General features: G+C 66.9%; 24 protein-coding genes. 8 read left to right on the top strand and 16 right to left on the bottom strand.

Going from position 1 to position 25,955, the window contains the following annotated elements; genetic code table 11:
• Positions 1 to 87: 87 nt before the first annotated feature.
• Positions 88 to 390 (top strand): hypothetical protein, encoded by a 303-nt coding sequence (locus tag ACVWYS_RS10120; RefSeq protein ID WP_116765882.1) that lies wholly within the window; start codon positions 88 to 90, stop codon positions 388 to 390.
• A 156-nt stretch (positions 391 to 546) separates the two neighbouring features.
• On the opposite strand, the gene ACVWYS_RS10115 is transcribed toward ACVWYS_RS10120, so the two are convergent.
• From ACVWYS_RS10115 to ACVWYS_RS10095, 5 genes are all read right to left on the bottom strand, one after another.
• Positions 547 to 2,136: a long-chain-fatty-acid--CoA ligase gene (locus ACVWYS_RS10115; RefSeq protein WP_456509691.1), complete on the bottom strand. Its 1,590-nt coding sequence runs from the start codon at positions 2,134 to 2,136 to the stop codon at positions 547 to 549.
• Positions 2,133 to 3,329, bottom strand: a complete 1,197-nt coding sequence (locus ACVWYS_RS10110; RefSeq protein WP_456509690.1) for an acetyl-CoA C-acetyltransferase — start codon at positions 3,327 to 3,329, stop codon at positions 2,133 to 2,135. The genes ACVWYS_RS10115 and ACVWYS_RS10110 overlap by 4 nt, the downstream gene beginning before the upstream one ends.
• 75 nt (positions 3,330 to 3,404) lie before the next feature.
• On the bottom strand, positions 3,405 to 4,661 hold the full coding sequence (locus ACVWYS_RS10105) for an acyl-CoA dehydrogenase family protein (protein ID WP_456509689.1): 1,257 nt from the start codon (positions 4,659 to 4,661) through the stop codon (positions 3,405 to 3,407).
• 140 nt (positions 4,662 to 4,801) lie between these two features.
• Positions 4,802 to 5,521 (bottom strand): TetR/AcrR family transcriptional regulator, encoded by a 720-nt coding sequence (locus ACVWYS_RS10100; RefSeq protein WP_456509688.1) that lies wholly within the window; start codon positions 5,519 to 5,521, stop codon positions 4,802 to 4,804.
• 85 nt (positions 5,522 to 5,606) lie between these two features.
• Positions 5,607 to 7,277 carry an MFS transporter gene (locus ACVWYS_RS10095; protein WP_456509687.1) on the bottom strand — a complete coding sequence of 557 codons (1,671 nt, stop codon included), beginning with the start codon at positions 7,275 to 7,277 and terminating at the stop codon, positions 5,607 to 5,609.
• A gap of 265 nt (positions 7,278 to 7,542) precedes the next feature.
• On the opposite strand from ACVWYS_RS10095, the gene ACVWYS_RS10090 reads away from it, so the two are divergent.
• Positions 7,543 to 8,130 carry a TetR/AcrR family transcriptional regulator gene (locus ACVWYS_RS10090; RefSeq protein WP_116765877.1) on the top strand — a complete coding sequence of 196 codons (588 nt, stop codon included), beginning with the start codon at positions 7,543 to 7,545 and terminating at the stop codon, positions 8,128 to 8,130.
• A 27-nt stretch (positions 8,131 to 8,157) separates the two neighbouring features.
• Here ACVWYS_RS10090 and ACVWYS_RS10085 read toward each other — a convergent pair whose 3' ends face one another.
• The 6 genes from ACVWYS_RS10085 to ACVWYS_RS10060 all read right to left on the bottom strand — a co-directional run bounded on the left by ACVWYS_RS10085 (position 8,158) and on the right by ACVWYS_RS10060 (position 15,016).
• Positions 8,158 to 9,897 (bottom strand): CocE/NonD family hydrolase, encoded by a 1,740-nt coding sequence (locus ACVWYS_RS10085; protein WP_456506650.1) that lies wholly within the window; start codon positions 9,895 to 9,897, stop codon positions 8,158 to 8,160.
• Positions 9,890 to 10,858: an MBL fold metallo-hydrolase gene (locus ACVWYS_RS10080; protein WP_456506649.1), complete on the bottom strand. Its 969-nt coding sequence runs from the start codon at positions 10,856 to 10,858 to the stop codon at positions 9,890 to 9,892. The genes ACVWYS_RS10085 and ACVWYS_RS10080 overlap by 8 nt, the downstream gene beginning before the upstream one ends.
• Positions 10,855 to 11,787, bottom strand: coding sequence for an alpha/beta hydrolase (locus ACVWYS_RS10075; RefSeq protein WP_456506648.1), 933 nt, complete (start codon positions 11,785 to 11,787; stop codon positions 10,855 to 10,857). Before ACVWYS_RS10075 ends, ACVWYS_RS10080 begins: the two co-directional genes overlap by 4 nt.
• A complete protein-coding gene (locus ACVWYS_RS10070) occupies positions 11,784 to 12,920 on the bottom strand; it encodes an FAD-dependent monooxygenase (RefSeq protein WP_456509686.1) in 1,137 nt (378 codons plus the stop codon). The genes ACVWYS_RS10075 and ACVWYS_RS10070 overlap by 4 nt, the downstream gene beginning before the upstream one ends.
• 79 nt (positions 12,921 to 12,999) lie before the next feature.
• Complete coding sequence (locus tag ACVWYS_RS10065) at positions 13,000 to 13,953, bottom strand: phosphotriesterase family protein (RefSeq protein WP_456506646.1); 954 nt, start codon at positions 13,951 to 13,953, stop codon at positions 13,000 to 13,002.
• Between the two features lie 49 nt (positions 13,954 to 14,002).
• Positions 14,003 to 15,016: a phosphotriesterase family protein gene (locus tag ACVWYS_RS10060; RefSeq protein ID WP_456506645.1), complete on the bottom strand. Its 1,014-nt coding sequence runs from the start codon at positions 15,014 to 15,016 to the stop codon at positions 14,003 to 14,005.
• A 338-nt stretch (positions 15,017 to 15,354) separates the two neighbouring features.
• Between ACVWYS_RS10060 and ACVWYS_RS10055 the strand changes: the two genes are divergently transcribed.
• The 4 genes from ACVWYS_RS10055 to ACVWYS_RS10040 all read left to right on the top strand — a co-directional run bounded on the left by ACVWYS_RS10055 (position 15,355) and on the right by ACVWYS_RS10040 (position 17,842).
• The gene (locus ACVWYS_RS10055) at positions 15,355 to 16,527 is read left to right on the top strand and encodes a cytochrome P450 (RefSeq protein ID WP_456506644.1); all 1,173 of its coding nucleotides are present in this window, start codon (positions 15,355 to 15,357) and stop codon (positions 16,525 to 16,527) included.
• A complete protein-coding gene (locus ACVWYS_RS10050; RefSeq protein ID WP_116765869.1) occupies positions 16,524 to 16,718 on the top strand; it encodes a ferredoxin in 195 nt (64 codons plus the stop codon). The genes ACVWYS_RS10055 and ACVWYS_RS10050 overlap by 4 nt, the downstream gene beginning before the upstream one ends.
• Before the next feature lie 163 nt (positions 16,719 to 16,881).
• On the top strand, positions 16,882 to 17,496 hold the full coding sequence (locus ACVWYS_RS10045) for a TetR/AcrR family transcriptional regulator (RefSeq protein WP_456509685.1): 615 nt from the start codon (positions 16,882 to 16,884) through the stop codon (positions 17,494 to 17,496).
• A gap of 214 nt (positions 17,497 to 17,710) precedes the next feature.
• Positions 17,711 to 17,842: a hypothetical protein gene (locus ACVWYS_RS10040; RefSeq protein ID WP_456506642.1), complete on the top strand. Its 132-nt coding sequence runs from the start codon at positions 17,711 to 17,713 to the stop codon at positions 17,840 to 17,842.
• A 348-nt stretch (positions 17,843 to 18,190) separates the two neighbouring features.
• Here the strand turns inward: ACVWYS_RS10040 and ACVWYS_RS10035 are convergent, their stop codons facing one another.
• From ACVWYS_RS10035 to ACVWYS_RS10020, 4 genes are all read right to left on the bottom strand, one after another.
• Positions 18,191 to 18,949, bottom strand: a complete 759-nt coding sequence (locus ACVWYS_RS10035; RefSeq protein WP_456506641.1) for a maleylpyruvate isomerase family mycothiol-dependent enzyme — start codon at positions 18,947 to 18,949, stop codon at positions 18,191 to 18,193.
• Positions 18,949 to 19,773 (bottom strand): fumarylacetoacetate hydrolase family protein, encoded by an 825-nt coding sequence (locus ACVWYS_RS10030; RefSeq protein WP_456506640.1) that lies wholly within the window; start codon positions 19,771 to 19,773, stop codon positions 18,949 to 18,951. Before ACVWYS_RS10030 ends, ACVWYS_RS10035 begins: the two co-directional genes overlap by 1 nt.
• Positions 19,773 to 20,927 carry a cupin domain-containing protein gene (locus ACVWYS_RS10025; RefSeq protein ID WP_456506639.1) on the bottom strand — a complete coding sequence of 385 codons (1,155 nt, stop codon included), beginning with the start codon at positions 20,925 to 20,927 and terminating at the stop codon, positions 19,773 to 19,775. Before ACVWYS_RS10025 ends, ACVWYS_RS10030 begins: the two co-directional genes overlap by 1 nt.
• Before the next feature lie 164 nt (positions 20,928 to 21,091).
• Positions 21,092 to 21,913 (bottom strand): IclR family transcriptional regulator, encoded by an 822-nt coding sequence (locus ACVWYS_RS10020; protein ID WP_456506638.1) that lies wholly within the window; start codon positions 21,911 to 21,913, stop codon positions 21,092 to 21,094.
• 48 nt (positions 21,914 to 21,961) lie between these two features.
• Here ACVWYS_RS10020 and ACVWYS_RS10015 point away from each other — a divergent pair, with 48 nt between their 5' ends.
• Both ACVWYS_RS10015 and ACVWYS_RS10010 read left to right on the top strand, forming a co-directional pair.
• Positions 21,962 to 23,314, top strand: coding sequence for an MFS transporter (locus ACVWYS_RS10015; protein ID WP_456506637.1), 1,353 nt, complete (start codon positions 21,962 to 21,964; stop codon positions 23,312 to 23,314).
• On the top strand, positions 23,307 to 24,563 hold the full coding sequence (locus ACVWYS_RS10010; RefSeq protein ID WP_456506636.1) for an FAD-dependent oxidoreductase: 1,257 nt from the start codon (positions 23,307 to 23,309) through the stop codon (positions 24,561 to 24,563). Before ACVWYS_RS10015 ends, ACVWYS_RS10010 begins: the two co-directional genes overlap by 8 nt.
• An 87-nt stretch (positions 24,564 to 24,650) precedes the next feature.
• Here ACVWYS_RS10010 and ACVWYS_RS10005 read toward each other — a convergent pair whose 3' ends face one another.
• A complete protein-coding gene (locus tag ACVWYS_RS10005; RefSeq protein WP_456509684.1) occupies positions 24,651 to 25,946 on the bottom strand; it encodes a D-arabinono-1,4-lactone oxidase in 1,296 nt (431 codons plus the stop codon).
• Between the last annotated feature and the right edge of the window lie 9 nt (positions 25,947 to 25,955).

Genomic DNA, 25,955 nt, shown 5'->3' with positions numbered 1-25,955 from the left:
TCAATATCACTTCCACCGGAAGCCTTACCCGGCGGGGCCTTCCGGGCCTACAGTTGGGCGTGTAGCGCCGTCGACAGGAGAGCCCGCGTGATTACTCTGCAGATCGAACACCAGGTCCGGGACTTCGACATGTGGAGGAGGGCTTTTGACAGTGATCCGCTGGACCGCTTCGCGTCCGGGGTGCGGTCATACCGGATATCGCGTCCGCTCGGCCAGCAGGATTACGTGATGCTGCAGATGGATTTCGACACGCAGGAGGCCGCCGTCGAATTCCTGGCCCGGCTGCAGAACGACACGTGGAAAACAGGTGTGACGGCACCGGCGCTGGTCGGCGAGCCATCGACCAGAATCATCGAAACGGTCTCGATCGAGAACGTGGTGGCCCGCTGAGCCTGGAAGCTCAGCTGTTGGCCCGGCAATCGCCGGCTTGGATGAATTAGTGCTGCCGGCTCGGCCCGGATGCGGCCATGGCCCTGTACAGACATCCCGCGCAAAGATCTTGTGCAACGATCACGCGCTGCGACGTGACCGCTCCGGTCGAGCCTTCTAGGTGCCGACGGACTCGGCGGCCAGGTTCCGTTTGAGGATCTTTCCGCTGGGCCCGAGGGGGAGCTCCTCGAGCAGCCTGACGACGCGGGGATACTTGTAAGCGGCGAGTTGGGCGCTCGCGAATTCCATCAGGTCTGCCTCGGTGGCCGTGGCTCCGGCGTCGAGCACGATCGCGGCGGCAATTTCCTGGCCGTGGACGTCGTGCGGAATTCCGTAGACGGCGGCGCTGACGACTTCCGGGTGGGTGAGGAGGATTTCCTCTACCTCGCGGGGGTACACGTTGTAGCCATTGCGGATGATCATGTCCTTCTTGCGGTCAACGATTCTCAGGTAGCCGTCGTCGTCCTTCGTGCCAAGGTCCCCGGTGCGGAACCAGCCGTCGACGATCGCCTCGGCGGTGGCCTCCGGCCGGTTGAGGTAGCCCTTCATCAGGAGGTGTCCGCGGATGACGAGCTCGCCAAGCTCGCCGCAGGGCAGCAGTTCGATGCTTTCGACCGTTTCGGCGCGGGCAATTTCGATGTCGACGCCCCAAATCGGGACGCCGATGGTGCCGGGCCGGGGCGCTGTGCCGACGTGGTTGAATGCGGCGACGGGAGACGTCTCGGTCAGTCCGTAGCCTTCGTGGATCTCCACGCCGAAGACGTCGCGGAACTTGTCCATGACTGCCAGCGGGAGGGATGCACCGCCGGAGATGCCGTAGCGCAGGGCGGCCGGACGGACGTCGACCGTCTTGGCCGCTTCAAGGAGCGCCACATACATGGTCGGCACACCGACGAAAATGTTCACCTTGTGCCGTGCCATCAGGTTCAGGGCGCCATCGCCGCTGAAGCGGGGCATCATGACCACAGTGGCGCCCGCGCGCAGTCCCGTGTTGAGAACGACGGTCTGGCCGAACGTGTGGAACAGCGGCAGTCCGCCGAAGAGGACGTCGCCGGGCTTGAAGTCCATGACGCTGGTCAGCAGGACACTGGTCTGTTCCACCAGGGCGAAATGCGTGCCGAGGGCGCCCTTTGGCTTGCCGGTGGTGCCGGAGGTGTAGAGGATCGTGGCGGTGTCGGAGGGCCGGCACGGGACGTAGCTGTCGATTGGCCGGGACGCGGCGGCCTCGTCCTCGAGCCGCGGCAGGCCGTCGTCGTCGGGCGCCATCACGGTCAGGAGGTCGGTTCCGGTGGTGGCGGCGCCCGCAGCACCTTCCGTCAGCAGGGATGCGGCACAGATCAACATCCTGGCGCCGCTGTCCTGGAGCACGTATTCGATTTCGCGTGCTTTGAGCAGCGCGTGCACCGGAACGACGACGGCGCCCAGGGCCAGGATTGCGTAATACACCCGGGCGAAGTCCGGGACGTTGGGGATCAAGACGGCGACGGCGTCTCCGGGGCCGATGCCCCGGGCGCGCAGCGCCCCGGCGTAGGCGCGGGTCTCACGCCAGAGGCTGGCGTAGCTGGTCTCGTCCTCGCCGACGATCAGGGCGATGCTGTCTGGCGTCCTGCGTGCGGATTCGGCCAGGATGGCTGCGATGGAGATGGTTCCAAAGCCGTCGTCGTGGTTGGTGGTTTTCATGGCCTGCTTCTTCGTTGTGATGGTCATGCCTTGAGGATCAGGGCGTCGCCCTGGCCGCCGCCGCCGCAGAGGGCGACGACGCCGATGCCTCCGCCGCGGCGCTTTAGGGCTAGCGCCTGATGCAGGACCAGGCGCGCGCCCGAGGCCCCCACCGGGTGCCCGAGAGCGATGGCGCCTCCCTCGGCGTTGACAGCGTCCGGCTCGATGCCGAGGTCCTTGGCGGATTGGAGGAGCACGGACGCGAAGGCCTCGTTGATCTCGAACAGATCAAGTTCCTGTGCCGTCAGGCCCTCGCTCTTGAGGGCGCGTTCTATTGCGCGGGCGGGCTGGGAGTGCAGGGATCCGTCCGGTCCCGCTGTCTGGCCGTGGGCACCGATTTCCGCGATCCACTCGAGCCCTGCAGCTTCGGCTGCCGCCTTGCTCGCGATCACCAGGGCCGCGGCGCCGTCGGAGAGCGGCGACGAGGATCCTGCGGTGATGGTTGCCGTTGCGGCTTTCGAAAAGGCCGGACGGAGTTGCGCCAGGGATTCGGCGGTGGTCTCGGGGCGGATACCCTCATCGTGCCGGAGCGTCAGTGCTGGCCCTTTGCGCTGGGGGACGTCGATCGGGGCGATCTCGTCGGCGTATAGGCCGGCGGCGCGCGCCGCTTCGGCCCGCTGATGGGACCGGGCTGCGACAGCGTCCTGCTCGGCCCGGGTGATGCCGCGCTCGGCGTTTCCGGCGTCGGTGGCCTCGCCCATCAGCAAGCCGCTCACCGGATCCTGCAGCCCGTCGCGGTTTAGCGAGTCGAGCATAGGAGCGTCCCCGATGACGACGCCGGCCCGGAGACCGGGCACCAGGTGGGGTGCGTTCGTCATGGATTCCTGACCGGCAGCAACGATGAAGTCTGCCTCACCGGCGCGGATCATTCGAGCCGCGTCGATCACGGCTGTCAGCCCGGAGAGGCACAGCTTGTTCACCGTCACGGTGGGCACATCCCAGCCGATCCCTGCGGCCAGGCTGGCCTGGCGTGCGGGGCCCTGGCCTGCTCCGGCCTGGATCACCTGGCCGACGATGACGGCGTCGATCTGCTCGGGGGCGACGCCGGTGCGGTCCAGCGCGGCGCGGATGGCGTGAGCACCCAGCTCGCTTGAGGAGAAAGCCGTGAGGCCGCCGCGGAAGCGGCCGAAGGGGGTCCGGGCGCCGCCCAGGATGACAGGGATGTGGGCATTTTGGTTCAAGAAAAGTCCTTTCGGGGTGACAGGCACAGTGTGGGCCAGGCAAGTGGCCAAGGCAGGCGGCTCAAGGCCGGTGGGTTAGGCGAAGGCGGAGATGCCGGTGATCCCGCGCGCGATGATGAGGGCCTGCATCGTTTCGGTGCCTTCGTAGGTGTGGATGGCCTCGATGTCGGCGAGGTGCCGGGCGACGCGGTTTGCCAGCAGGATGCCGTTGCCGCCGAGGAGATCCCGGGCATTGGAGGCTATGGACCGGGCGGTGCGCGTGCACGTGTATTTGGCAAGTGATGCCTGTTCGGGCGTGAGTGCCCCTTCTTCGTCGAGGCGGCTCATCTGAACCACCATCAGCTGCATCGTGGCCAGTTCGCTGAGCATCCGGGCCAGCCGTTCCTGCACGATCTGGGAGGCGGCCAGTGGCCGGCCGAACTGCTGACGCTGCTTGGCGTATTGGACCGCGGTTTCGTAGCATGCGGTGGCATGCCCGACGGCGGACCACGCGACGCCCAGCCGTGTGGCCAGCAGGACCCGTGCCGTGTCTTTGAAGGACCGTGCCCCCGGCAGCACGTTCTCGTGGGGGACAAAGACGTTTTCCAGCCGGATGTGGGCCTGCCAGATGGCCCGCAAGGCGAGCTTGCCTTCGATTGTTGTGGCGGTGTATCCGGGGGAGTCCTGCGGGACCAGATAGCCGTGAACCTGGCCGTCGTCGCCGCGGGCCCAAACGACGCTCACTCCGCCGACGGAGCCGTTGCCGATCCATTTCTTCTCGCCGTTGAGAAGGAACCCGCCCGCCGTCCTGGTGGCCGTGGATTCCAGGCCCACGGCGTCCGAGCCGTGGGTGGGTTCCGTCAGCGCGAACGCGGCGAATTCCTTGCCGCCGGCGATCCCCGGAAGCCATCGCTTCTTCTGCTCGGCCGACCCGCACTCCGCGATGGACCGCAGGGCAAGACCGCCCTGCACCGCGATCATGGTTGCCACGGAGCCGTCGCCGCGGCTGATTTCCATGGTCACCAGCCCGGCCGCAGTCCTGCTCATCGGCGCGAACCCGTCCACCTGAACTCCGTCGCGCAGCAGGTCCAGTTCGCCGAGGCGGCTGACCAGGTGCGTCGGGTAATCGGCACGCTCCCAGTAGCCGTCAATGGCGGGAAGGACCTCGTCCTGGACGAAGTGGCGGGCGCGTTCCCAGTAGCCGCGATCGGCGCCGCTGATATCGGCGAATACGGCCGCGGGGTCGGTGCCCAGTGCCTCGGTCAGGACATAGTCCGGTTCTATGGTGCCGACGGGAAATTGGCCCGCCGGCTCTGCGGCGGTGAACCCGGTAGCGGGTGACGTCGTCGTCATCTGTTCGTCCTCTGTCTCGCGTCGGGCCTGGGCGCCCACGTGCCGTGGCTCACACCACGTCGACTAAGGATGCATTGAAACGCAGTTCCACGTCAAGGAACTCAGTGTCAGCCGGTGCGTGTCAACGTCGGGACAGTGCGTCAGGACAGGGCGTCGCGGACCGCCTGCACGATCGCGTCGTTGTCTGCGCCCGCCGTCAGCACGGTGACTACAACGGCGGGGGACGCCTGGGATGCCGGAACCGGCGCTGGCGGGCCGTACAACGCCGGCCGGAAGATCCCGGAGAGAGCCCGGAGTTCGTTCGCAAGCGCAGTTGATCTCTCCCGGTCTGCCGCTGCGGTTTCCGGGGCAGTTGCTGTTGTGCGGAGCCATCGCCGGAGGAAGGCGTTGTGCACGGCGACCGCGGCTGCGGCGAAGGCAACAGCTTTGTATTCACGGTGCTCGCCGTCGGGGATCTTATCCAGCAGGTGCAGCAGGAACGCCCTCTCGTACCGGTGGGAGGTGACCAGCTCCCGGTCCCGTAGGGCCGGCACGGTCTGCATCAGCTCATACCGGGCTCGTGACGTTTCCGGGTTCCGTACGTGGTGGTTGAAGACCAGCAGCGCCGCGTCCTCGATCGCTGCGAGCGGTTCCTGCATCGATTCCGCCAGTCGTTCGGTCACCTGCCCTAGGATCCGCTCGTGGTCCGCAAAAACAACGTCCTCCTTTGATCCGAACTTCCGGAAGAAGGTGCTGCGGCTCATGCCCGCGGCGTCCGCAAGTTCGTCAACGGACGTTGCGTCGTAGCCTTTCGACGCCAACAGCCCGATGGCGGCGGCTGTAGGTCCGTCGGTATCGTGGCTTGGCGGGTGCGAGATCATGCGCCGAAATTTAGCATAACTACGGGGCCCGTCCCGACGGGCGACGTCAGCGCGGCCACCCGACCGGTGCAAAGGCTCAAACGGTTCAGGGCTGGGTGGATTCCACCAGGGGGTCCACGAAGGCCTCGGCGGCGGGGTGGGTGTCGCGGACGCCGTGCAGGCCGATGAGGGTGAGCAGGGCCGCGGCGGCCGCCGCGACGGCGCAGACGATGAAGGCATCGGAGAAGCCGTTGCCCAGGGACTGCAGGGCGAGCTCGTGGGCTGCGGAGCCGGGTGCTCCCGGCGGCAGGCTGTTGAGCGCGATCGGGCCCCCGGCCTGGAAGATCGCGTTGGCCGGACCGGCCTGGTCGGCGGGGAGCGTGGAGGTCTGCAGCGAGGCGCCCAGGCTGGCGCCGGCGGTGCTCAGGGCCACGGCGCCGGCCAGCACCGGGCCGAGGGCGAAGCCGAGGTCGCGGAGCAGGTTGGTGGTGGCGCTGGCCATGCCGGCCAGGTGCAGGGGGACAGTGTTCAGGGCGATCGCGGTCATCGGGCTTAGGGTCAGGGCGAAGCCGACGCCGAGCAGCAGGGCCGGGGCGATGAACGGGGTCATGGACATGTTCGTGACGTCCAGGCCGGAGGCCATCAGCGCGCCGGCGGCCATCAGGAGGAAGCCCGCGGTGAGCATCCAGCGGCCCGCGACGCGGGTGAGCAGGCGGGAGATCAGCGGAACCAGCACGAACGTCGGGCCCTGCAGCAGGATGAACAGCAGGCCGATGTTCATGGGGTTCTGGTGCTGGACCGGGCCGAGCCACATACTCAGCGAGAAGAGGCTTCCGAGGAACGCGAACATCCCGACGACGGCGACGATCGAGGAAATGGTGAAGCCGCGGTTGCGGAACAGCCGCAGATCCAGCAGCGGCGATTCGACGCGCGTCTCAATGAGGACGAACGCGAGCAGCAGAGCGATGCCGGCGACGAACGAGAAGATGACGTGAGGGGCGCCCCAGCCGTCTTCGGGGCCCTTGACGAGGCCGAAGAGGACAAGGATCAGGCCGAGGGCAAAGGTGATCTGGCCCCACCAGTCCGGCTTGCGGCCTTGGGCCGCCTTGTGCTCTGCCGCGACCAGCAGCGCCAGGATCACGGTCAGTACGCTAAGGACGGCAACCGTGCCGTAGGCGCCCCGCCAGGAGCCGAAGCTGGCCAAGGTGCCGCCGAGCAGCGGCGACAGCGCCGCACCGACGGACAGGAATCCCGCCCACATGGCAATTCCCCTGGCTCGCGCCCGCGCATCGTGAGTGACGGCGGCAACGAGGGCGAGGGAGGCGGGGAAGATGGCTCCCGCGCCGAGGCCGTTCAGGGCCGAACCGATCCACATCGCCTCAACGGTCGGAGCCAGGGTGCAGACCAGTGAGCCGATCGCCATGAGCAGGGAGCCGCCCATGACAAGCTTCTTGTGGCCGAGCTTGTCGCCCAACAGGCCAAAGGTCAGCTCGAACACGACGACGGGAATCATGAACGCTGCCGCGATCAGGGTCAACTGGGACCCAACGGCGTTGAAGGTCGTCTGGAACTCGCCGTTGAGCGAGCCGGGAAGCGCGTTGGCGATTTGCGCGACCATCACGGCGACGGCGGCCGTTGCCAGCGTGCCTTTTACCCGCAGCCGCGGAAGCGCCAACCGGGCGGCATCGGTGGCAGCTTCGGCAGGGGACTGCGCCGCAGGCGGTGCCTGCTGCGGCGGGTAGGTCTGGGGTGGAACGGTTCTGGGATCAGTGCTCATGGAAAACTCCTTTGTCTGATACGAGCAATCGGGTGGAGCGGGGTGAAGAACGAGGCGTCCGACGGCGGTCAGTGGTCGGGGAGGCGGCGCCGGGTCACGATGGCGGGGGCGGTGCCGCCGGAATCAAGGTCCTGAAGCACGGCACGTTGTCCTCTCTTCGCGTGGTCGCGATGGCACCCGAATGTGATGTCGGTAACAACATAGCCATTGACTATACAAAGTGTCAAGTCAAATTACATGGTGAACCTTGCATTAGTCTGGGGGAGTGGCAAGCATTCGAGAAGCTCAGAAGCAGATGACCCGCCGGCTCTTGCTCGAGAAGGGGCTGGAGCTTTTTGAGGAGAAGGGGTACGCCGCCACCACGGTGGATGACATCGCCGCTGCCGTAGGCACCACCAGGGCCACCTTTTACTCGCATTTTCCGTCCAAGGGCCAGCTCATGCGGTCGCTGGTCGAGCGCTCCAATCAGATGCTGACCGAGGCGGATGTCCCGCCGCTGCATTCAGTGGTGGAATCCGGGGACCGTGAGCTGATCCGGACCTGGCTTGCGCGCAAATTCGACCAGTGGGCGGAGATCCGCCCTTACGTGGTGGCGGCGCATCAGGCGGCGGCCAGCGAACCCGATATCCAAACGGCTCTTGATCAGTGGTTCGACTCGGCGATCGATGACATGCAGGCGGGCCTTGACCGGGCCGGGCGGTTTGACCCGATCAGCCGCCGGGTGCGGTGCGCGCTGGCCTTCGGGGAACTGGAGTTCTTTTCCCGGCGCTGGATGCGGCTCGGCTGGACGGTGGACCGCGATACTTCGCTGGAGCTGATGGTCCAGAACTGGTGCTTCCTGCTGGCTGAGTGAGCAGGAAGCACCAGATGACCGTTAGAGTCAGTTCGCCCGGTGCCCCGCCGCCTTGCCCGTGGTGAACGGCAGCACCAGCCTGGACTGGTGGGCGGCGTCGCGGTAGATCTTATGGGTCACGGGCCGGCCCACCGGCAGGTGGAAGGCATCCGGCGGCAGCAGCGAATTGTGCTCGTCGGCCAGGGGCTCGCCGTTCGAGAGTTCCACCGTCAGCTTGTGGCCGGGTTTGAACGTGTTCGCGAATGGGTAGAGGCGCAGCACATACTCCTCGACCGTTCCCGGTTCCACGGGAACGGAGCGGGTGTGCGGGTGGTACGGGTTGCCCTCGGTGGTCCGACCGTCGAGCTCGCGGTGCGAGGCCTTGAGGTAACCGCTGGTGATCAGCTGGCGTTTGCCGTTGGGGGCGTAGTCCCACAGGCGCAGGATGAAGTTGGTGTCCGGCTGGTCGATCTCCGCGAAGATGTGCGCGGCGCCGGTGCCGATCAGCTCCGTGTCCGCCTCGAACGGCTCCGTGCTCCAGCTCAGGATCTCCACCTTGTCCGTCACCGTCAGCGGCGCCTGGTAGAAACCGTCCGGGGCCGCGTACTCCGTCCCCATCGGCTCCGGCTCCCTGGACAGCTTGTGGCGCGGGCGCAAATACAGGGACGTGTATTCGATGTCCTTCGGCGGCCACTGGTCCGCGGTCACCACCTCGCGGGAGCCCTCCACGAAGACACTCACGGCGGGCTCGTCCATGACGCGGTTGTCGATGCCCTTGATCCAGTAGTCGTACCACCGGAACATCTTGTCGTGTTCCTCGATGAACGGGCGCGACTGCATCGGCGGGTAGGGACCGATGTCGAGCTTCTTCGGGCCCTTCAACTCGTTGAAAAGCTCGATGGTGCCGTCCAGGGTCCAGCCGCGGCCCTGGTCCAGCTGCAGCCACACCGGGATGTCGATGTTCGGGGCCAGCGTGATCGGGTTGCGCTCCTCATACCAGTCCCCGTCCAGCTCGTTCATGACGATGTCGAACCAGGCTTCGTGGTTCTTCGGGTAGTTCAGGACGTGGACCAGGTTCGGCCAGGCGGCGACGTCCGGGTCCTGCAGGCGCTTCTGGACGAGCTTCTTCAGCTCCTCGGGGGAGTGCTTCTCGATCATGCGGGACTTGACGTTGTCGGTGAACGCCCAGCCGGAATCGCCGCCGCGGCCCTCGCGGGCGGCGCGGGGCATGAACCACATGATGCCACCGTGGTAGGTGGTCTCGTAGAAGTCGTAGTGGCCGCCGGAGACGAAGATCGCCTTGAGGTGCGGCGGGCGCTCGGCGGCAGCGAGCACCTGCATGGAGCCGAAGTAGGAGATGCCCACCATGCCGACGTTGCCGTCGCACCACGGCTGCTCCGCGACCCACTCGATGAAGTCGTAGGCGTCCTGGCCGAGCGAGACGCCGCCGGCGTTGTAGTTGCCGATGTGCTCACCGCCGGAGTGGCCGGAGCCGCGCAGGTCACCGATGACGTGGACGTAGTCCTCCTTGACGATGCGGGCAATGTCGCCGGCCTCGATGCAGCCGTCCCACATCGGGCTGGGGCGCCGCTGTGGCGGCGTAGTGAGGGCCAACGCCTGCAGTTCCTTGCCGTACGGGCTCAGTGCCACCAGCGCCGGACGAGGCTTGTCGTCGGTGCCCTGGTAGGCGTCCGCGGCGAGCTCGACGCCGTCGCGCATCGGGACCCGGAGGTCTTTGCGAACGGCAATCTTCCCCCCGCCGGCGTTCAGTAACTGGAAGTCATCCATGAGTGCTTGTCTCCTCATCTTCGGTCAAATGGTCCGACGCCGTGCGGTAGCCGTGGAGCGTCGTGAAGAACGGGGACGGCTCCAGGGTGGGGTCCCCGGCGTAACCAAGGTCCTCGGCTACGCGGGCGAAGGGTGAGTACGGCGAGTCCGTATCCTGCAGTCCGGCAGCCAGGCAGCCGCAGGCCGCATTATTGACGCGGGCCTCGATCTCCAGGCTCCCTTGAAGCGCCTCCCGGGCCCGCCCGGCGTCGAGCTCCACGCCGTAGGGTGTGCCGTCCGCGCGGCGATACGGGTGCCCCAGGTAGAGGTGGCGCGGACGGATCTCATCGCTGAGGTACTGCAGGCTTGAGCGGTAGCCGGCCGGGTCCACGAATCCGGGGAATCCGTTGGCCGCACCGTGGACCTGTACGGAGTCGCCGACGAACACGTCGTTTTGTCCGTCGATGACATAGGCCACCGACCCGGGAGTGTGGCCCGGAATCGAGTGGACCGAGACGCTGACGTCACCGCCAAGGGAGATGGTCTCACCGCCGCGCACCACCATCGTCGGCTCCATCTCGCCGGAGATGACCGCGTTCGTGGCCTCGGTAAGTTTCGCCTCGCCGTCGGGGTCGTTCAGATACTGCCCCCGTCCGGACAGGTATTCGTCCACGTGGGCCCGGCGCGAGCGCAACAACGGTGCGTCGGCCTCGTGAATCACCACCTGCGCGCGCCGGCCGGTGAGCTCCCACAGGGCGTACGCGCCGCCGATGTGGTCGATGTGTCCGTGGGTCAGCAGAATCCAGCGGACGTCCTCGATCCGGCGGCCGATCGCCTCCAAGGCCGGCACCATGCCCTCGGCGGGCGAGGACGCGATCCCCGTGTCGATGATGGCGGGCTCCGGGGCGTCGATGTAGAAGCTGTAGAGACCGAACCGGCCCCATGGGGAGACCATGGGATGAACAGCGACTGACTTCGTCATCGCCCGGCCCTCGCGTTCAGGAATTCACCTGTCTCCTCGAATGCCCGGTAGAACTCCGGGATCCAGGAGAAGTTCTGGACGAAACCGTGGTTGGCCCCCGCGTAGCGGCTGACTGTTGCGCCGACGCCGGCCTCTTTCAGGCGCCGCCCGTAGAGTTCGCCCTCGTCCCGCAGGGGATCGTGCTCTGCCGTGATGACGAGGGCAGCAGGCAGGCCGGCGAGGTCCTCGCGTTTGATGGGGGAGACGAGGGGGTCCGCCGGATCCGCCCCGTTCCCGAGGTAGAACGAGTTGAACGGCAGCAGGCCCGCCGTCTCCAGTCCGTACCCCTCCGCATTCTCCCGCAGCGACGCATAGCGGTCGACGTCGAAGTCCAGGTCCAGGGAGGGGTAGAACAGCACCTGGTGCGTGATCGCGGAGAACCCGTCGTCGTGGGCCTGCGCGGCGACGGCGGCCACGAAGTTGCCGCCCGAGCTGTCGCCCGCGATGGCGAGGTTCATCCCGTCCCAGCCCAGGCTGTGGCCCCGCGCGGCGGCCCAGCGGACCACGCCGTAGCAGTCGTCGAGGCCGGCCGGGAAAGATGCTTCGGGGGCCAGCCGGTAGCCGACCGAGATGACCTTGTGGCCGGTTTCCTTGGCGAGTGCCCGCGCCACGTGGTCATGGGTGTCCAGGCTGCCCAGGAAGAACGCTCCGCCGTGGAAGTACACCAGCAGTCCGTAGGCGTCAGCCTCCACCGGTGTGTAGATCCGCACCGGCACGTCGCCCGAGGGCGCCACTGCCGTGGCGTCCTCGACGCAGTACAGCCGAAGGCGGTCCTCGAGTGCGGGAACCTGCGCGGCCTCGCCGGCCCGCATGGCCTGCGGATTCAGCGGCGAACCATCGGGCGCCGGCAGGGTGCTGAGGATCTTGGCAATTTTGGGATGAATCGTCATGGCATCAGACCTGTGCCTGAGCCGCGGGCTTCTGGGACGCGGGCTTCTGACCAGGGAAGACGTCGTTGACTTCTTCCTCGGACCACCCCTGACGCGAGATGCGCTGCAGCTCGTCCGTCACCGGCTTGCGGGTCGCCTGGAACAGGGCCAGCGCCTCCCTTGACGGAGTCGGCCTGCGCGAGGGCGTCGGCCAGTGCTCCGGCATCCTCGATCGCCGAGTTCGCACCCTGGCCCTGGTGGTGCAGCATGGAGTGCGCCGCATCGCCCATGAGGACGACGGAGTCGGTGTGCCAGGAGTCGACTGGGTCGATGTCGTAGACGGCGCGGATGTTGACGGTGTCCATGTCGAGGTCGCGGGCGATGCCCACGATCCGCTCGTCGAAACCTTCCACAGTTTTCAGGAGTTCTTCCTTCGTGATCGTGGGTGCCCAGGTGCCGTCCGGATTCAGGGCGGTGATGTCGAAGGACATCTGGTTGCGGTGGCGCAGCGGCAGGAGGTAAACCTTGGTGCCCCTGCCCATGTACATCCGCAGGTTGTCGTCGACGGCCATCCCGTGGGCGTTGTCGGCGGAGATGACCACGCGGTAGGCGTGTTCGCCGGAGAACACGGGGCCCTTGTCGCTGAAGAGCTGCTCGCGCACCGCGGACTTGATGCCGTCGGCACCCACCACCAGGTCGGCCTCCACGGTCTCCCCGTTGGCAAAGGTCAGGACAGAGCGGTCGCCCTTGTCCTCGATGGTCTCCAGCCGGTGGCCGAGCTGCACCATGCCCTCGGGAAGCACGCCGAGAAGGGCCTCGATGAAGTCGCGGCGGTGGATGAGGTACGTCTGCTTCTCATCGCCGAACTCGGGCCAGGTGTCCTTCATGATCGGCTCACCGGTGGCCGTGAGGATCTCAAAGTAGTCGCTCGCCGAGCTCACCTTGGCGATCGCGTCAAAGATTCCCCACTGGCGGAACCGGGCCATGGTGGCCGGACGCAGGCCAATGCCGGCGCCGACCTCTCCCATCTGGGGAGCCTGCTCGTAGACCTTGACGTCTGCACCGAGCAGGCTCAGGGCCTTGGCCACCGCAGCGCCGCCGTAGCCCGCGCCGACGATGGCGATCTTGAGGTTCTTGATGTCTTCAGCCTTCATGGTTTCATCTCTTTCTTGGCTCTTTCTTGGCCCGGGCCGTGTCTGGTGGAACGGGTAAGTTGTGGTGGTCTGTCCGGGGTCAGGCGTGCAGCGACAGGAAGTCGGCCGGGTTGTCCTCGAGCAGGAGTTTGAGCGTGGCGTCGTCGATGCCGGCCGCCCGCATGTCCGGGATCATGTCCTCGAAGATGTAGTTGATGGTGTGGCCCTTCACGCCAGGCCAGCCCAGGGGGCTGCAGTTGGCGTCTGCCGAGACGAGGAGCTTGTCCGCATAGCCCTTGTTGACGAGCTTGACGAAGTGCTCCATGCGTTCGTCGCGCTTGCGGCCCCAAAACGGCGGATCCGGCAGCTCGAGGTCGTACCCGAACGTATCGAAGCCGATCCGGCCGCCCTGCTCGTAGATCCAGTCGTGCGGGGTGATCGGAGCGTTCAGGCCGTCGTCGGCGTGGCCGAAGAGCACGCGGTCGAGGGACAGGCCCTCTTCGTTGAAGATGGTCACCGCCGGCTCGGGGTCGATGGCCAGATGGGTCAGGATCGGCGCGCCGGTCACGACGGCGGCACGGGCCGCGGCCCGGTAGATGCGCTTGTCGAGGTCCGTCATTCGTCCGCCGCGGCTCACACCGACCTTGATGACGCCGGCCTTGGCGCCCGTGTTGCCGATGCCGACGGTGATCTCGTGGATGAACACTTTCGCCAGGTAGTCCACGGTGGCGCGGGAGAAGTGAGGCAGGGCGGTGTCGCCGCCGACGAAGCCGGTGCAGGCCACGATATGCACGCCCGTCTTCCGGGACAGGGATTTGTAGTAGTCGACGTCGCGCCCGTTGCAGATACCGGTGGCGTCGACAAAGGTACCGCCGCCGTATTCGCGGAATTTCCGCAGTTTCGGCACGGTTTCCTCGTAGGCCTGCTCGGGCGACTTCCACCACATGGTGTCCAGCTCGGACCCGGGCATGCCGTAGCCGATGTGTTCGTGGACCGCCACGATTTCCAGTTCTTCGGCCGGGATGGTTCCCAGCACGGTGTTGACCTTGGTCATTCGTTCACCTCAGGGGTCGAAAGCTTGTTGTGGGAGGGCCGACGCGTGCTTAGCGCACGGTCAGCAGGTTGCGCGGGTTGTCCACGAGGATGCGCCGGGCGTCTTCGTCGCTCAGGCCGTGGGTCTTGAGGTAGGGCACGAACGTGGACAGGACGTGGCTGTAAGGCAGGTTGTACTCCGGCAGCCCCTTGGCCACGCCGATCGAGTTGCCCGAAAGGATGATCTTGTCGGCATGGCCGGCCTTGACGAGCTCGAACACCAGCTCGGCGCGATCGTGGTCGGTTAGGTAGTCCGCGTGGTCGTTCAGGCCCACGTGGTCGATGCCGACGAAGGCTCCGCGGCCGGCCACCTTGATGGCGGAGCCGGCGGCCTCCTTGCGGTCCAGGTCGCCGACGAGCACCCGGTCGGCCCCGATCTGCTCGTCCAGCACGATGTCCAGATCGTGCAGGGCATCGGCGCCGAACCGAATCGAGACCGGGATGCCGGTGTTCCTGGCGGCGCGGGCGGAGCCGCGGAACAGGCTCTCCTCGGTCGGGGTCATGCCGGCGCGGTCGGCGATGGTGGCCACAATGCCGGCGGCGGCGCGGCGCTCGACCCGGGGTACCACCATCCCCTCAGTGACCTCCCTGCCGAAGAGGTCGCCGAACTTTTCGGCCGGCCAGGGGGTGGGCGGGTTGGTCTGCGGGGTCAGGAAGTATCCGCCGAGTTCTTCCTCCGGGCCCAGGCCCGTGGAGGCGACGATGTGGACGCCGGTGGAGCGGGACAGGGCCTCGTAAAGCCTCAGGTCGCGGCCGTGGAACATGCCGGTGCTGTCGACGATCGTCTGCCCGCCGTGCTCGCGGAAGTCCTTGAGCTTCGCGGCCAGTGCCTCGAAGATCTCCGCCCGGTCCATCGTGATGTCCGGGGCGTACTGCGCACCCGGGAGCACCGACAGCAGGGCCTCGTGGACCGCGACCACACCCAGTTCATGAGCGGGGACGGGGCCAAGGACCGTATGGACGGTGGCTCGATCGACGGTGCCGGCGAACGCGTCGCCGGTGTCGACGGAGGTGGGGTGAATCACTTGCTTCTCCCTTGAAGTTCGGGTGCTGAATGCAGGGGTGCCGCCGGGCCTGGCCAGACCATCGCTCCGATGCGGTGTATCTAGCGTCACATCTTTCTTTACAGTATGTCAAGTAAATAAACGCAACGTATACCCGGAGCTTCGGGGCGTTCGTGAAACCGACGACTCGTAAACTGTATTGACATCATGTAAACCTTGGCGTAAAGATGTGTGGAGCGCCACATCCGCCTCCGGCCTTGGCAGGAGCCCGGTAGAGCACCGGGGAATGCGCCGCAGCTATCGTCCAGGCTGACGGGCCTCACACCCTCGGCCCACCCCCCATCCGCAAGGAGAATACTGTGACTGCACCCGCAGAATCCGGCATCGATATCTGGGACGACGACGTCCTGGTCGACCCCTACCCCACGTACGCCGCGCTGCGCGAGCAGGCCGGCGTCGTCCACCTGCCCAAGAACGACCTTTACGCTCTGACGCGCTACGACATCATCCGCGACGTACTCGGCGATCCGGCGACGTTCTCGTCCACCACCCTTGGCTTCAACCCGATGGTCAACGAGGCGCTGCAAGGCACCTCGCTTGCCTCAGACCCGCCCTTGCACACCCAGCTGCGCGCGACGCTCTCTGAGAACCTCACGCCCCGCGCACTGCGCGGCCTGAAGATCATCATCGACGAGAAGGCGGACAAGCTCGTCGCCGACCTCGTCGCCGGCGGAAGCTTTGAAGCCATCGACTCCCTTGCGCGAGCTTTCCCGCTTGAGATCGTCGCCGACCTCATCGGCTTCAGCGGACACGTCAAGGACAACATGATGCGCTGGGGGCAGGCCGCGATGCAGGTCATCGGGCCGATGAACCAGCGCACCCAGGAGAGCTTCCCGATCGCCGGCGAACTTTACGGCTGGTGCTCGTCAGTTACCGCCGGCGACCTCGCCCCCGGCTCGATCGGCCGCGGGATCTTCGACGCTGAAACGCGTGGCGACATCCCCGAAGGCTCCGCCGGGCACATCATCCACCAGTACCTCGGGGCAGGCGTCGATACAACGATCGCCTCGATCGGAAACATCATCGCCCTGTTCGGCCGCCACCCGGAACAGCTTGAGCTTGTCCGCGAGAACCTGGACCTGGTGCCTGCAGCCTTCGCGGAAGTGCTGCGCTATTGGGCCCCCGTGCACATCTGGGGCCGCACAACCACCCGCGAGGTTGAGATCGACGGAGCCACCGTTCCTGCGGGCGCTCAACTGGGCATCCTCTTCGGCGCCGGCAACCGGGACCCGCGGCACTACGAAAACCCCGACACCTTCGACATCAGGCGCAACCCGGTGGACCACCTCTCCTTCGGCTACGGACCGCACGGCTGTGCCGGCCAAGGCCTGGCCAAGCTCGAGGCCCACGCGATCATTGACGCTCTTGCCCGTCAGGTGAAGTCACTGTCCATCGCGGACGGGATCCGGGTGCCGAGCAACATCACGCGGAGTTTCGAGAAGCTTCAGGTCGTCAAGGTGGTGGCATCGTGAGGATCGAACTCGACCGGCCACGATGCGAGGGGCACGGCCTCTGCGAGGAAGCCGCGCCCCGGCTGATGCACCTCGACGATGACGGCCAGCTGGTCATCGATGCCCCGGAGGTTGACGGGGCCGACCTCGACGCCGCGAAGGCGGCCGTGAGGGTCTGCCCGGTCGCCGCGCTCCGGCTGGAGGCTGCATAACGGGGCGCGGGCCCGGCGTCGTCGGCAACGGCATCGCCGGGCTCACGGCGGCGAGTCACTGCGCTCTGCCGGCTTCGACGGCGGGCTGACGCCGGTCCTGCCGCCCCGGGACCGGCGTCGCCCGCCCGGGCCTGACGCCGCACAACAAAGTTAGGATTGATCCATGTCGACGTTGCGAGAAGCCCAGAAAAAGCTCACCCGCGACGTGATCGTGGAGCGGGCTCTCGAGCTTTTCACCGACAAGGGGTACGCCGCGACCACTATCGATGAGATCGCCGCGGCGGCCGGCACCACCCGGGTGACTTTCTACACGCACTACCCTTCACGCAGCGATCTGATGAGGGACTTCATGGTGCGCGTCAACGCGGTGCTCGACCGTGCGGACGGCCCGGGGAGCGGCTCTACCGCGGCCGACCTCGTCGACGTGGTGCGGGCAGGCGAGCTGCCGGGCATCCTGGCATGGCTGGAGTCGCGGGCAGCGCTCTGGCCGGTCTTCCGCCCATACCTCGATGTGCTCGAGGAGGCCGCCGCCGTCGATCGCGACGTGCGCGCCTTGGTCGAGGGATGGCATGAGGAGGTCATCTCCGACCTCGTCCGCGGAATGAAGCTCGCAGGGCGCTTCTCGGAGGAGACGCACCACATTCGCGGCACTCTGGCCTTCACCTCACTCGACTACGTCGCCACGCTCTGGACCCGACGCAAGTTTGAACCAAACCGCGAACACGCGCTCGAGGTGCTTGCCGATAACTGGTACCACCTGCTCTGCGACGAAGGCTGAACCTGGGCGCTGGTGTTCCTGGCTCGCGCGCAGTACATGGTGGTTCTCGATGGCACGATCGTGAACCTGGCAGTGCCGCGGCTCCAGATCGGGATGGGCATCAGCGACTCGACGCGTTCCTGGGTGGTCACGGCCTGCGCCCTGCCCCCTTGGTGCCTTCCTGCTTCTTGGCGGACGAATCGCGGTCTTCTGGGGCCGCAAGCGGACGTTCATCGTGGCGGCCGTCGGCTTTGCCGGGGCGTCCCTGATCGGCGGCATCGCGCAGCAGGCGCGGGAACTCATCGGCGCCCGTGCCCTGCAGGGGTATTCGCTGCGCTGCCGGCCCCTGCGGCCCTTGCCCTCCTGACCGTCGACTTTCCGGGCCGAAAGGACCGCGGCACGGCGTTCGCGATCTTCGGCTCCAACACCGGGGTCGGTGCCGCCGCCGGCCTCCTGCTTCCGGTGCTGTTCTTCGCCGTCGAACGTAAAGTCCGGCACCCGCTGCTGCCGCTGCGGGTCGATCGTCCACCTGGGCTAACCCGGGCCGGCGTCGCTGCCGCGGCGGTCCGGGGGCACTTTGGCGCGGACACGCCGTCAACCAGGGCGCCGGCGTCGAACATTGCCCTGAAAGTGCCCCCGGACGGAGGCAAGCGCGCACGAAAGCGGGAGGCCCCTCGCCGAGGGGCCTCCCGCTTTAGGATTGTTTAGCCGGCTCTCAGATCCACTTCGGGGCGGGGGGAACCGTCCCGGTGGTGGCTGCAGCGCCCGGCCCGGCGGCGGTGACGCCGCTGTTGCCGCGGCCGGCGGCCCATTCGACGACGGCGGCGAGCGGTCCGGAGACCACCGTGGGGGAGTCCGACGTCGCGTCCCCGAAGGTGAGGTCGCGGTCCGTGACCTTGACGACGAGGTCTTTGTCGGTGCCGCGGGTCGTCCAGGCGCCGGTGATGTCCTTCAGGAGCCGTTCCAGGACGGGCGCCGGGATGTCGTGGAAGGCGGCGCCGTTGTCCAGGTCCACGGCGTGCATCCAGACTTCGCGGCTGCGCATCCAGACCGTTTCCGTGGCGGGCACTTCGCGGCCCTGGATGGTCCGAACTTTGTGGTGCCACGCGTCCTCGGGCAGGTCCCGCCATTCGACGTTCAGGTGCACGGCCGAGTGGTCGAACAGGTGCCGCAGCGCGATCGGACTCAGCGTGGAGCCGAAGTCGATCTCGTGGTCCCGGACGTCCGTGGAGGCATACATCGGGGTCTCGACGCCGGTGGCCGCCCACTCGATGAGCCGGGCGATGGCCCGGGCGTTGTAGCCGATGTGCGCGGTGATGTGGCGGCGGGTCCAGCCCGGCAGCAGGGAATCGCCGTCGAGCTCCGTATCGGAGAGCTCGTTGAGCTTGCGGGCGAAGAACGCCGTGCCGCGGCGTGCCTGCAGCAGGGCCGCGAGCAGCTCCGGGTCCGTCGTCTGGTCGTGGCGGGCAACCATCAGGCTTCCTTGATGACGCGGTTCTTCAGCTGTCCCAGTCCCTCGATGGTGGTGACCAGGAGCTGGCCTTCCTGCAGGTAGCGCTTGGGGTCCTGGGCGTGGCCGACGCCGCCGGGGGTGCCGGTGGCGATGACGTCGCCCGGGTTCAGCGTGATGATCGTGGAGATGTAGGACACCAGGTATTCGGGGGTGAAGACGAGGTCGCCCGTCGGGGTCTGCTGCTGGATGTCGCCGTCGACCGCGGAGGTCATCAGCGGGCCGGCGGTGAACTCGTCCTTGGTGACCAGGGCCGGTCCGAACGGGGTGGACTTTTCCCAGGTCTTGCCCTGCAGCCACTGGATGGTGCGGAACTGGTAGTCGCGCATGGACACGTCGTTCAGGACGGCGTAGCCGGCGATGTGGGCCGGGGCGTCGGCTTCGCTGATCCGGCGCCCCTTTTTGCCGATCACGACGGCGAGTTCGGCTTCCCAGTCGACGGCGTCGGATTCCTGAGGGAGGGCCAGGTCATCGTTGGGCCCGATCAGGGATTCCTGGTACTTGGCGAACAGGGTGGGGAATTCGGGGACTTCCCGGCCCATTTCCTTGATGTGGTTGCGGTAGTTGTGGCCCACGCAGATGATCTTGCCGGGGGAGGGGACGACGGCGTCGAGGTCCGCTCCCTCGAGCGGGTGCGTGGCGCCGGCCGCTGCCTTCGCGGTGGCTTCCCAGTCCGGGGTGCGGAGGAGTTCTCCGACGTCGGTGAAGCCGTCGATCTCGGTCAGGGTGTCGCCGTCCTGGCGTACAGCCTTGGTACCGTTTTCAGTGCGGAGGGTGAGGAGTCTCATTACTTGGTGCGTCCTTCGATGTAGGTGCGGTTGAAGTTCAGCCGTTCGAAAATGGGGGCGTCGCTGAAACGGAACAGGTCAAACTCCGTTTGAGAGTCAGTTTCGGCTTGCAGGTCCGCCCGAAGGGACCATTGTGCCCAGGACGGGACGACGAAGAGGTCGCCCTTGGCCAGGGTCCTGGTTTCGCCGTTGAGGACCACGGAGCCGGTCCCTTCGAAGACCTGCCAGACGCTGGAGCCGACCTCGCGGACGGTTTCGGTGGTGGCGCCGGCGCGGAGCCGGTGGAATTCGGCCCGGATGGTCGGCATGACGTCCCCGCCGGTGGTGGGGTTGGTGTAGCGGACGGCGGCGTGGCCCTGGGACACGGTGGCCGGGTGGCCCTCGTCCTCGAGGAGGAGCTGCTCGGTCAGGGCCCGGTCCGTGTATTCCCAGCGGTACGCCGCGATGGGGGAGCTCGTGGTGTCATCCAGTCCGGAGAGCGGGCGCAGGCCAGGGTGGGCCCAGAGGCGTTCGGAGCGGGAGATGTCCGGCGTGGCCTCGTCGGTGACACGCTCGGTGCCGAACTCGAAGAACCCGGCATCGGCGTAGTGCACGAATGGGATGTCCAGGCCGTCGATCCAGGCCATCGGCTCATCGGTGTCGTTGTGGTGGCCGTGGAAGTTCCAGCCCGGGGTCAACAGGAAGTCCCCGCGGGACATCCGCACCGGGTCCCCGTTCACGACCGTCCACACGCCCTCGCCCTCGACGACGAAGCGGAACGCGTTCTGTGAGTGGCGGTGTTCGGGGGCGGTCTCGCGGGCACCGAGGTACTGGATGGCCGCCCACAGCGTGGGGGTCGCGTACGGCGTACCGGCCAGACCGGGGTTCGCCAGGGCGATCGCCCGGCGTTCCCCGCCGCGGCCCACCGGGACCAGATCGCCGGCGCGGGCGGCCAGCGGGTACAGATCGCTCCACCGCCAGACGTGGGCCACCGCCTTGGGGGTCGGCACCATCGGCATCAGGTCCGCGATCTCGGTCCACAGCGGGATCAGGTTCTCCCGGTCAAAATCCCGGTAGAGCTCCTTGAGCTGGGCGGCTTCTTCGGGCGTCGGCTCCGGAGCAGTATGCCCCGCGGCCACTGATTCATGAGTCGTGTTCTCGGCGCTGATGGACACGTGGGCCTCCTCGGTAGGTCAGAACAGTTCTTTGGCGTAGTTCGACTCTACGGATGTGGAGGTGTGACCCCCAACATATTCTGCCAGTCAGAATTTATGGATTGTTGCCCCGGGTGCCCGGCGGGGTACCCCGCTGTGTGCCCTGCCGCGCACTCGGCGCGCACTCAGTCCGGCTCGGCCGGATTAGCCGCGATGTCGATTTCCAGCTGCCGGCAGGTTTCCCGCAGCGCGGGGACGAGTCCGGCGTCGAAGACCCGGCGGAAGCGGGTCGAGGGAGTGGCGACGCTGAGTGCGCCGACGACGTGCCCGTGCCGGTTGTGCAGGGCAATGCCGAGGGCGCTCACCCCCTCCTCCGTCCCCTCGAAATTGGCCGCGAAGCCGTTGCTGCGGATGGACTCAAGCTCGCGCAGGAACGCCGGGTACTCCGCGGCGGGAATGGTGTCCCCGCCAATCTCGGCATTGTTGCTGCGAAAGAGTTGGTCGATCATGTGGGGTTCCAGTTCGGCGAGCATGGCCTTGCCGCCCGACGTCTTGTTGGCGGGCATGACCGTCCCCTGCCGGTCACCAACCCGCAACACGTTGTTCCCTTCCACCGTGGCCAGGAAGCGCACTTTGGTGCCCACCCGCACCATAAGGTTGACGGTCTCGTTCAGTTGCGCAGAGAGCAGCTCCATGTGCGGCTGGGCGAGCGAGCGCAGCAGCCTGGTCCAGCTCAGGCCCGCCGGACCGACCCCCATCGCCGCCCCGGGAACATAGCGGCGGTTTTCATCCTGCACGGCAAAGCCCCGGTAGACCAGCATCGCCAGGAGCCGGTGCGCGGTGGAGGGGGCTACGCCGAGCTCGGCGGCGGCGTCCTTGAGCCGCAGCGCGCCGCCGTCGCGGAGCAGCTGCAGGAGTTGCAGCGCATTGTCCACCGCCTCGATGGAATAGGTCGGCCGCTTTTGGACGGGCTTGCGGGTGGACTTGGCTGGCGGGTTGTTCTGCACATCAGAATTGTATTGTTGTTCGCCTGCAATCTCTATGACAGTAGTGGGATGAATCACACACCTTCCGCTGCAGCGCCGGAGCGGCCGACACCGGGTCTTCCCGGCCCCGTTACCGCTGATGGGCCTGCATCACGGTTCTCCAAAGGCTCGGCAGCGGCCGTCCTCGTCTGCTGGCTCCTGGTGGTCTTCGACGGCTACGACCTCATCGTCTACGGCACCGTCCAGTCCTCACTGATTTCTGAGACCGGCTGGGGCCTGAATAAGGCCACCGCCGGAACGATCGGCTCCATGGCCTTCGTCGGCATGATGATCGGGGCGATCTTCGCCGGACGCATGGCCGACTCGTGGGGCCGCCGCCGGACCATCCTGGGCTGTGCCATCGTTTTTTCGATCTTCACGATCCTCTGCGCGTTCGCGCCTAGTGCCCCGGTCTTCGGCGTCCTACGGCTCCTCGCCGGCATCGGACTCGGCGGGCTGGTGCCCTCGGCCAATGCGCTCGTGGCCGAACTCGTCACGCCCAAATGGCGCTCCACCGTCGCCACCCTGATGATGTCCGGTGTCCCGATTGGCGGATCCATCGCCGCCCTCGTCGGCATCCAGCTGATCCCCGCGTTCGGCTGGGAGTCCATGTTCCTGGTCGCCGTGGTCGCCCTGATGGTTGTGGTGCCGCTCGGAGTGAAATACCTTCCGGAGACCCTGACACCGGCCGGCGCCGCAGGCAGGGCCGTCCGCAAGGCAGCCGGGAAGGGGCATGCGGTCAACGAGCCGTCCGGCTTCTCCTCCCTGCTCCGCGCCCCGTACCTGGGGGTGAGTGTGCTGTTCGCCCTGGCAACGATCGCCACCCTGTTCGCCTGGTACGGCCTCGGCACCTGGCTGCCCAACCTCATGCAGCTGGCCGGCTACAACCTGGGCTCCGCCCTGACCTTCGCACTCGCCCTCAACCTGGGTGCCGTGGCCGGCTCGGTCATCACGGCCTGGGCGGGCACCCGCTTCGGTCCGATCCCGACGGCGATCGCCGCGGCCGCCGTCGCTGCCGGAGCCCTCGTGGTTCTTGTGAGCGGGCCGCCCGTCGGCGTCGTCTACTTCATGCTGGTCCTCGCCGGCGTCGGCACCCACGGCACGCAGTGCCTCATCATCGCCGCCGTCGCGAGCCACTATCCCGGACACCTGCGCGGAACCGCGCTGGGCTGGGCGCTGGGGACGGGCCGTATCGGCGCCGTCGCCGCACCCCAGATCGGTGGCCTCCTGCTGGCCGCCGGGCTGGGCGTCAATTCCAATTTCCTCGCCTTCGCCGGTGCAGCCGCCATCGCCGCGGTACTGCTGGCCGCCGTCGGCCTCAAACTCAAGTCCAAACTCTCAACCTCACCCTCACTCACATCAACAGGAGCAAGCAATGTCTGAGCACGCCACGTCCACCGATGTCCTCGTCATCGGAGGGGGAATGGCCGGACTGGCCGGAGCCCTCGCGCTGCGTGAAAACGGCGCCAACGTCACTCTCGTGGAGCGGGCCCCTGAGTTTGGCGAGGTCGGCGCAGGGCTGCAGATGGCCCCGAACGCCTCCCGCGTCCTGCGCCGCTGGGGCCTGCTGGAAAAGGCGCTTGAAATCGGCGTCCAGCCCAAACACCTGGTCTTCCGCGACGCCGTCACCGGCGAGGAGCTCACCCGCCAGACCCTCGGCGGGGAATTCGAGGAACGCTACGGCGCGCCGTACGTCGTGATCCACCGCAGCGACCTGCACCGGGTCCTGCTCGAAGGCTGCGAGGCGGCGGGCGTCAAGCTCGTCAACGACGTCATGGTCGAGAGCGTTGAAACCGTCAACGGCCGCGGCGTGGCCCACACCGCAGCGGGCGTGGACTACGAGGCCGACGTCGTGATCGGCGCCGACGGACTCAAGTCCACCCTGCGTCCGCTCGTGGCCAACGATGAGCCCGTCCCCTCGGCCTACGTCGCGTACCGCGGCACCGTCCCGATCACCGAAAACACGCCCAAGGCCGACCTCGAAGACGTCATCGTCTACCTCGGACCCGACTGCCACCTTGTGCAGTACCCGCTGCGCAAGGGCGAGCTGCTGAACACCGTGGCCGTTTTCAAGTCCGCCTCGTTTGAACGAGGCGAAGAGCAGTACGGCGGTGTGGACGAGCTGGAGGCCGCGTACAAGGATTGTGTCCCGGCCGTTCAGGAAGCGCTCAAGAACCTGGCCACCGGCATCCGCTGGCCCATGTACGACCGCGATCCGATCGAAAACTGGGTCGCCGGCCGAATGGTGCTGATGGGCGACGCCGCGCACCCGATGCTCCAGTACCTCGCCCAGGGCGCCTGCCAGGCGCTCGAAGACGCCGCCGTGCTGCAGGATGCCACCAACGGCACCGTCTTCACCGCGGAAGGCGTCAACCCGGACGCCTGGGACGGCGCGATCAAGGAGTTCAATGACATCCGCGCCGGCCGCACGGCCCGGGTCCAGCGCACCGCCCGCGTCTGGGGCGAATCCTGGCACGTGTCCGGACTGGCCCGGACACTGCGCAACCTGCTCTTCAAGAGCCGGAAGGACAACGACTTCCAGTACAACGACTGGCTGTACGGCCAGGACGGCGACGGCGTCCCGGCCGTCCGTGAGGCCAGCTCCAGCCTGACGGAGCGGATTTCCGCCTGACGTTTAAGCCAGGTCAAGAGCGCGAGGTGCGGACCTTGTCCGCACCTCGTGCTTTTGGCTGTGCGCGCGCGTGAACTGCTTGTGGATTTAGCCTACGAGGGCGCGGGTGTGGTCGTTGAGGAACATTCCGCGGGGGTCGAACTCCCGGCGTATCTGGATGAAGGTGTCGAGCTCCGGGTAGAGACGCTCCAAGCGGCTCCTCGTCATGAAATGGATCTTGCCCCAGTGGGCACGCGGCTCGAATTCCTGCAGCAGCGCATCTGCATCCCGGAAGAAAGGCCAGTAGTCAGTTCCAGGTTGAGTGGTCAGGGTAATGACGGTGGTGTCGCGTCCTTGGAACTGGGACATGTACCCTTGGTCGGCCTTCACCCAGCGGACCTCAACGGGGTACTTCTGGTCCGGATGCTTGGTGCGGATCAGGTCCTGGACAGCTTCGACGGCCTCCAGGCCGTGCCGGCTGGGAACGAAGTACTCGAGTTCATGGAACTGTGTGGTGAACCCGCCCGGGTAGATGCGGTACGACCGGTCCAGCCGGGCACCCTCCGTGCGGGAAATTTCACGGTCGTCCTGGATCTGCGCGATGTTGTACCGCTTCGTGTAGCTGCGGTTCGCCATGTTCTGGTCCGGTGAACCGGGGAGGTCCAGGAGCTCACATGAATCGTCGTCCGGGCACCACAGGAACGAGTAGTGCCTGTTCGCGTCGATGTCGGCCTGCCAGGTTGCCGCGGTCTCCGCCCACGTGGGATACGTAATCTCCTCCTGCAGGTAATAGCGGTCCTCGACCGCCAGTTCGACCTCCAGGAAGACTCCGAGCGTGCCCAAAGCGACCTGGGCGGCCCTGAGTTCGCGGAGTTGCCCTTCACCGATTTCGACGATTTCGCCGTAGCCGTTGATCAGCCTGACCCAGCGCAAGGCGGACGAGAAACTGCCCAGGTTCTTTCCGGAGCCGTGGGTGCTGGTCGCGAGTGCGCCGGCGATCTGCTGCTTGTCGATGTCGCCCTGGTTGCCCAGTGCCAGCCCCTGTTCCCACAGCGGATCGCCAAAGGCGTTGATGGTGGTGCCGGCCAGGGCCCTGGCGCGGCGCCGCCCGCGGTCGGTTCCGGTGATGGCCGAGAGTGCGGACATGTCCATCAGGACGCCGCCGGTCTGAACCAGGGGAGAGGATGAATGTCCTGAGCCGACCGCGCGGACGGGCAGGCCCTCGCGGATGGCGAACCGGACGGCGTCGAGCGCTTCTTGTTCATTCCGGGGCCGGACCGTGAAGGCCGGTGTGGCGCTCTGGTTTCCGCCCCAGTTAGTCCACGTGACGTCCGTCCCGAAGGGAGCGGACGGGGTCGCCGCGCGTGCCGACGACGCGGCCTGGGAATGATTCGTGGTGGTCATTGCTGAGCT

The sequence above is a fragment of the Arthrobacter sp. TE12231 genome (assembly GCF_054062895.1).
This window is presented reverse-complemented; position numbering and strand designations above follow the sequence as displayed.

What these genes read in the sequence shown, in the direction of transcription:
- ACVWYS_RS10065 (WP_456506646.1), bottom strand. Translation starts at nt 13,953, where the DNA reads ATGACCAAGGTCAACACCGTGCTGGGAACCATCCCGGCCGAAGAACTG.
- ACVWYS_RS10075 (WP_456506648.1), bottom strand. Translation starts at nt 11,787, where the DNA reads ATGACGATTCATCCCAAAATTGCCAAGATCCTCAGCACCCTGCCGGCG.
- ACVWYS_RS10115 (WP_456509691.1), bottom strand. Translation starts at nt 2,136, where the DNA reads ATGACCATCACAACGAAGAAGCAGGCCATGAAAACCACCAACCACGAC.
- ACVWYS_RS10045 (WP_456509685.1), top strand. Translation starts at nt 16,882, where the DNA reads ATGTCGACGTTGCGAGAAGCCCAGAAAAAGCTCACCCGCGACGTGATC.
- ACVWYS_RS10035 (WP_456506641.1), bottom strand. Translation starts at nt 18,949, where the DNA reads ATGGTTGCCCGCCACGACCAGACGACGGACCCGGAGCTGCTCGCGGCC.
- ACVWYS_RS10010 (WP_456506636.1), top strand. Translation starts at nt 23,307, where the DNA reads ATGTCTGAGCACGCCACGTCCACCGATGTCCTCGTCATCGGAGGGGGA.
- ACVWYS_RS10080 (WP_456506649.1), bottom strand. Translation starts at nt 10,858, where the DNA reads ATGACGAAGTCAGTCGCTGTTCATCCCATGGTCTCCCCATGGGGCCGG.
- ACVWYS_RS10085 (WP_456506650.1), bottom strand. Translation starts at nt 9,897, where the DNA reads ATGGATGACTTCCAGTTACTGAACGCCGGCGGGGGGAAGATTGCCGTT.
- ACVWYS_RS10070 (WP_456509686.1), bottom strand. Translation starts at nt 12,920, where the DNA reads ATGAAGGCTGAAGACATCAAGAACCTCAAGATCGCCATCGTCGGCGCG.
- ACVWYS_RS10100 (WP_456509688.1), bottom strand. Translation starts at nt 5,521, where the DNA reads ATGATCTCGCACCCGCCAAGCCACGATACCGACGGACCTACAGCCGCC.
- ACVWYS_RS10105 (WP_456509689.1), bottom strand. Translation starts at nt 4,661, where the DNA reads ATGACGACGACGTCACCCGCTACCGGGTTCACCGCCGCAGAGCCGGCG.
- ACVWYS_RS10005 (WP_456509684.1), bottom strand. Translation starts at nt 25,946, where the DNA reads ATGACCACCACGAATCATTCCCAGGCCGCGTCGTCGGCACGCGCGGCG.
- ACVWYS_RS10015 (WP_456506637.1), top strand. Translation starts at nt 21,962, where the DNA reads ATGAATCACACACCTTCCGCTGCAGCGCCGGAGCGGCCGACACCGGGT.
- ACVWYS_RS10095 (WP_456509687.1), bottom strand. Translation starts at nt 7,277, where the DNA reads ATGAGCACTGATCCCAGAACCGTTCCACCCCAGACCTACCCGCCGCAG.
- ACVWYS_RS10030 (WP_456506640.1), bottom strand. Translation starts at nt 19,773, where the DNA reads ATGAGACTCCTCACCCTCCGCACTGAAAACGGTACCAAGGCTGTACGC.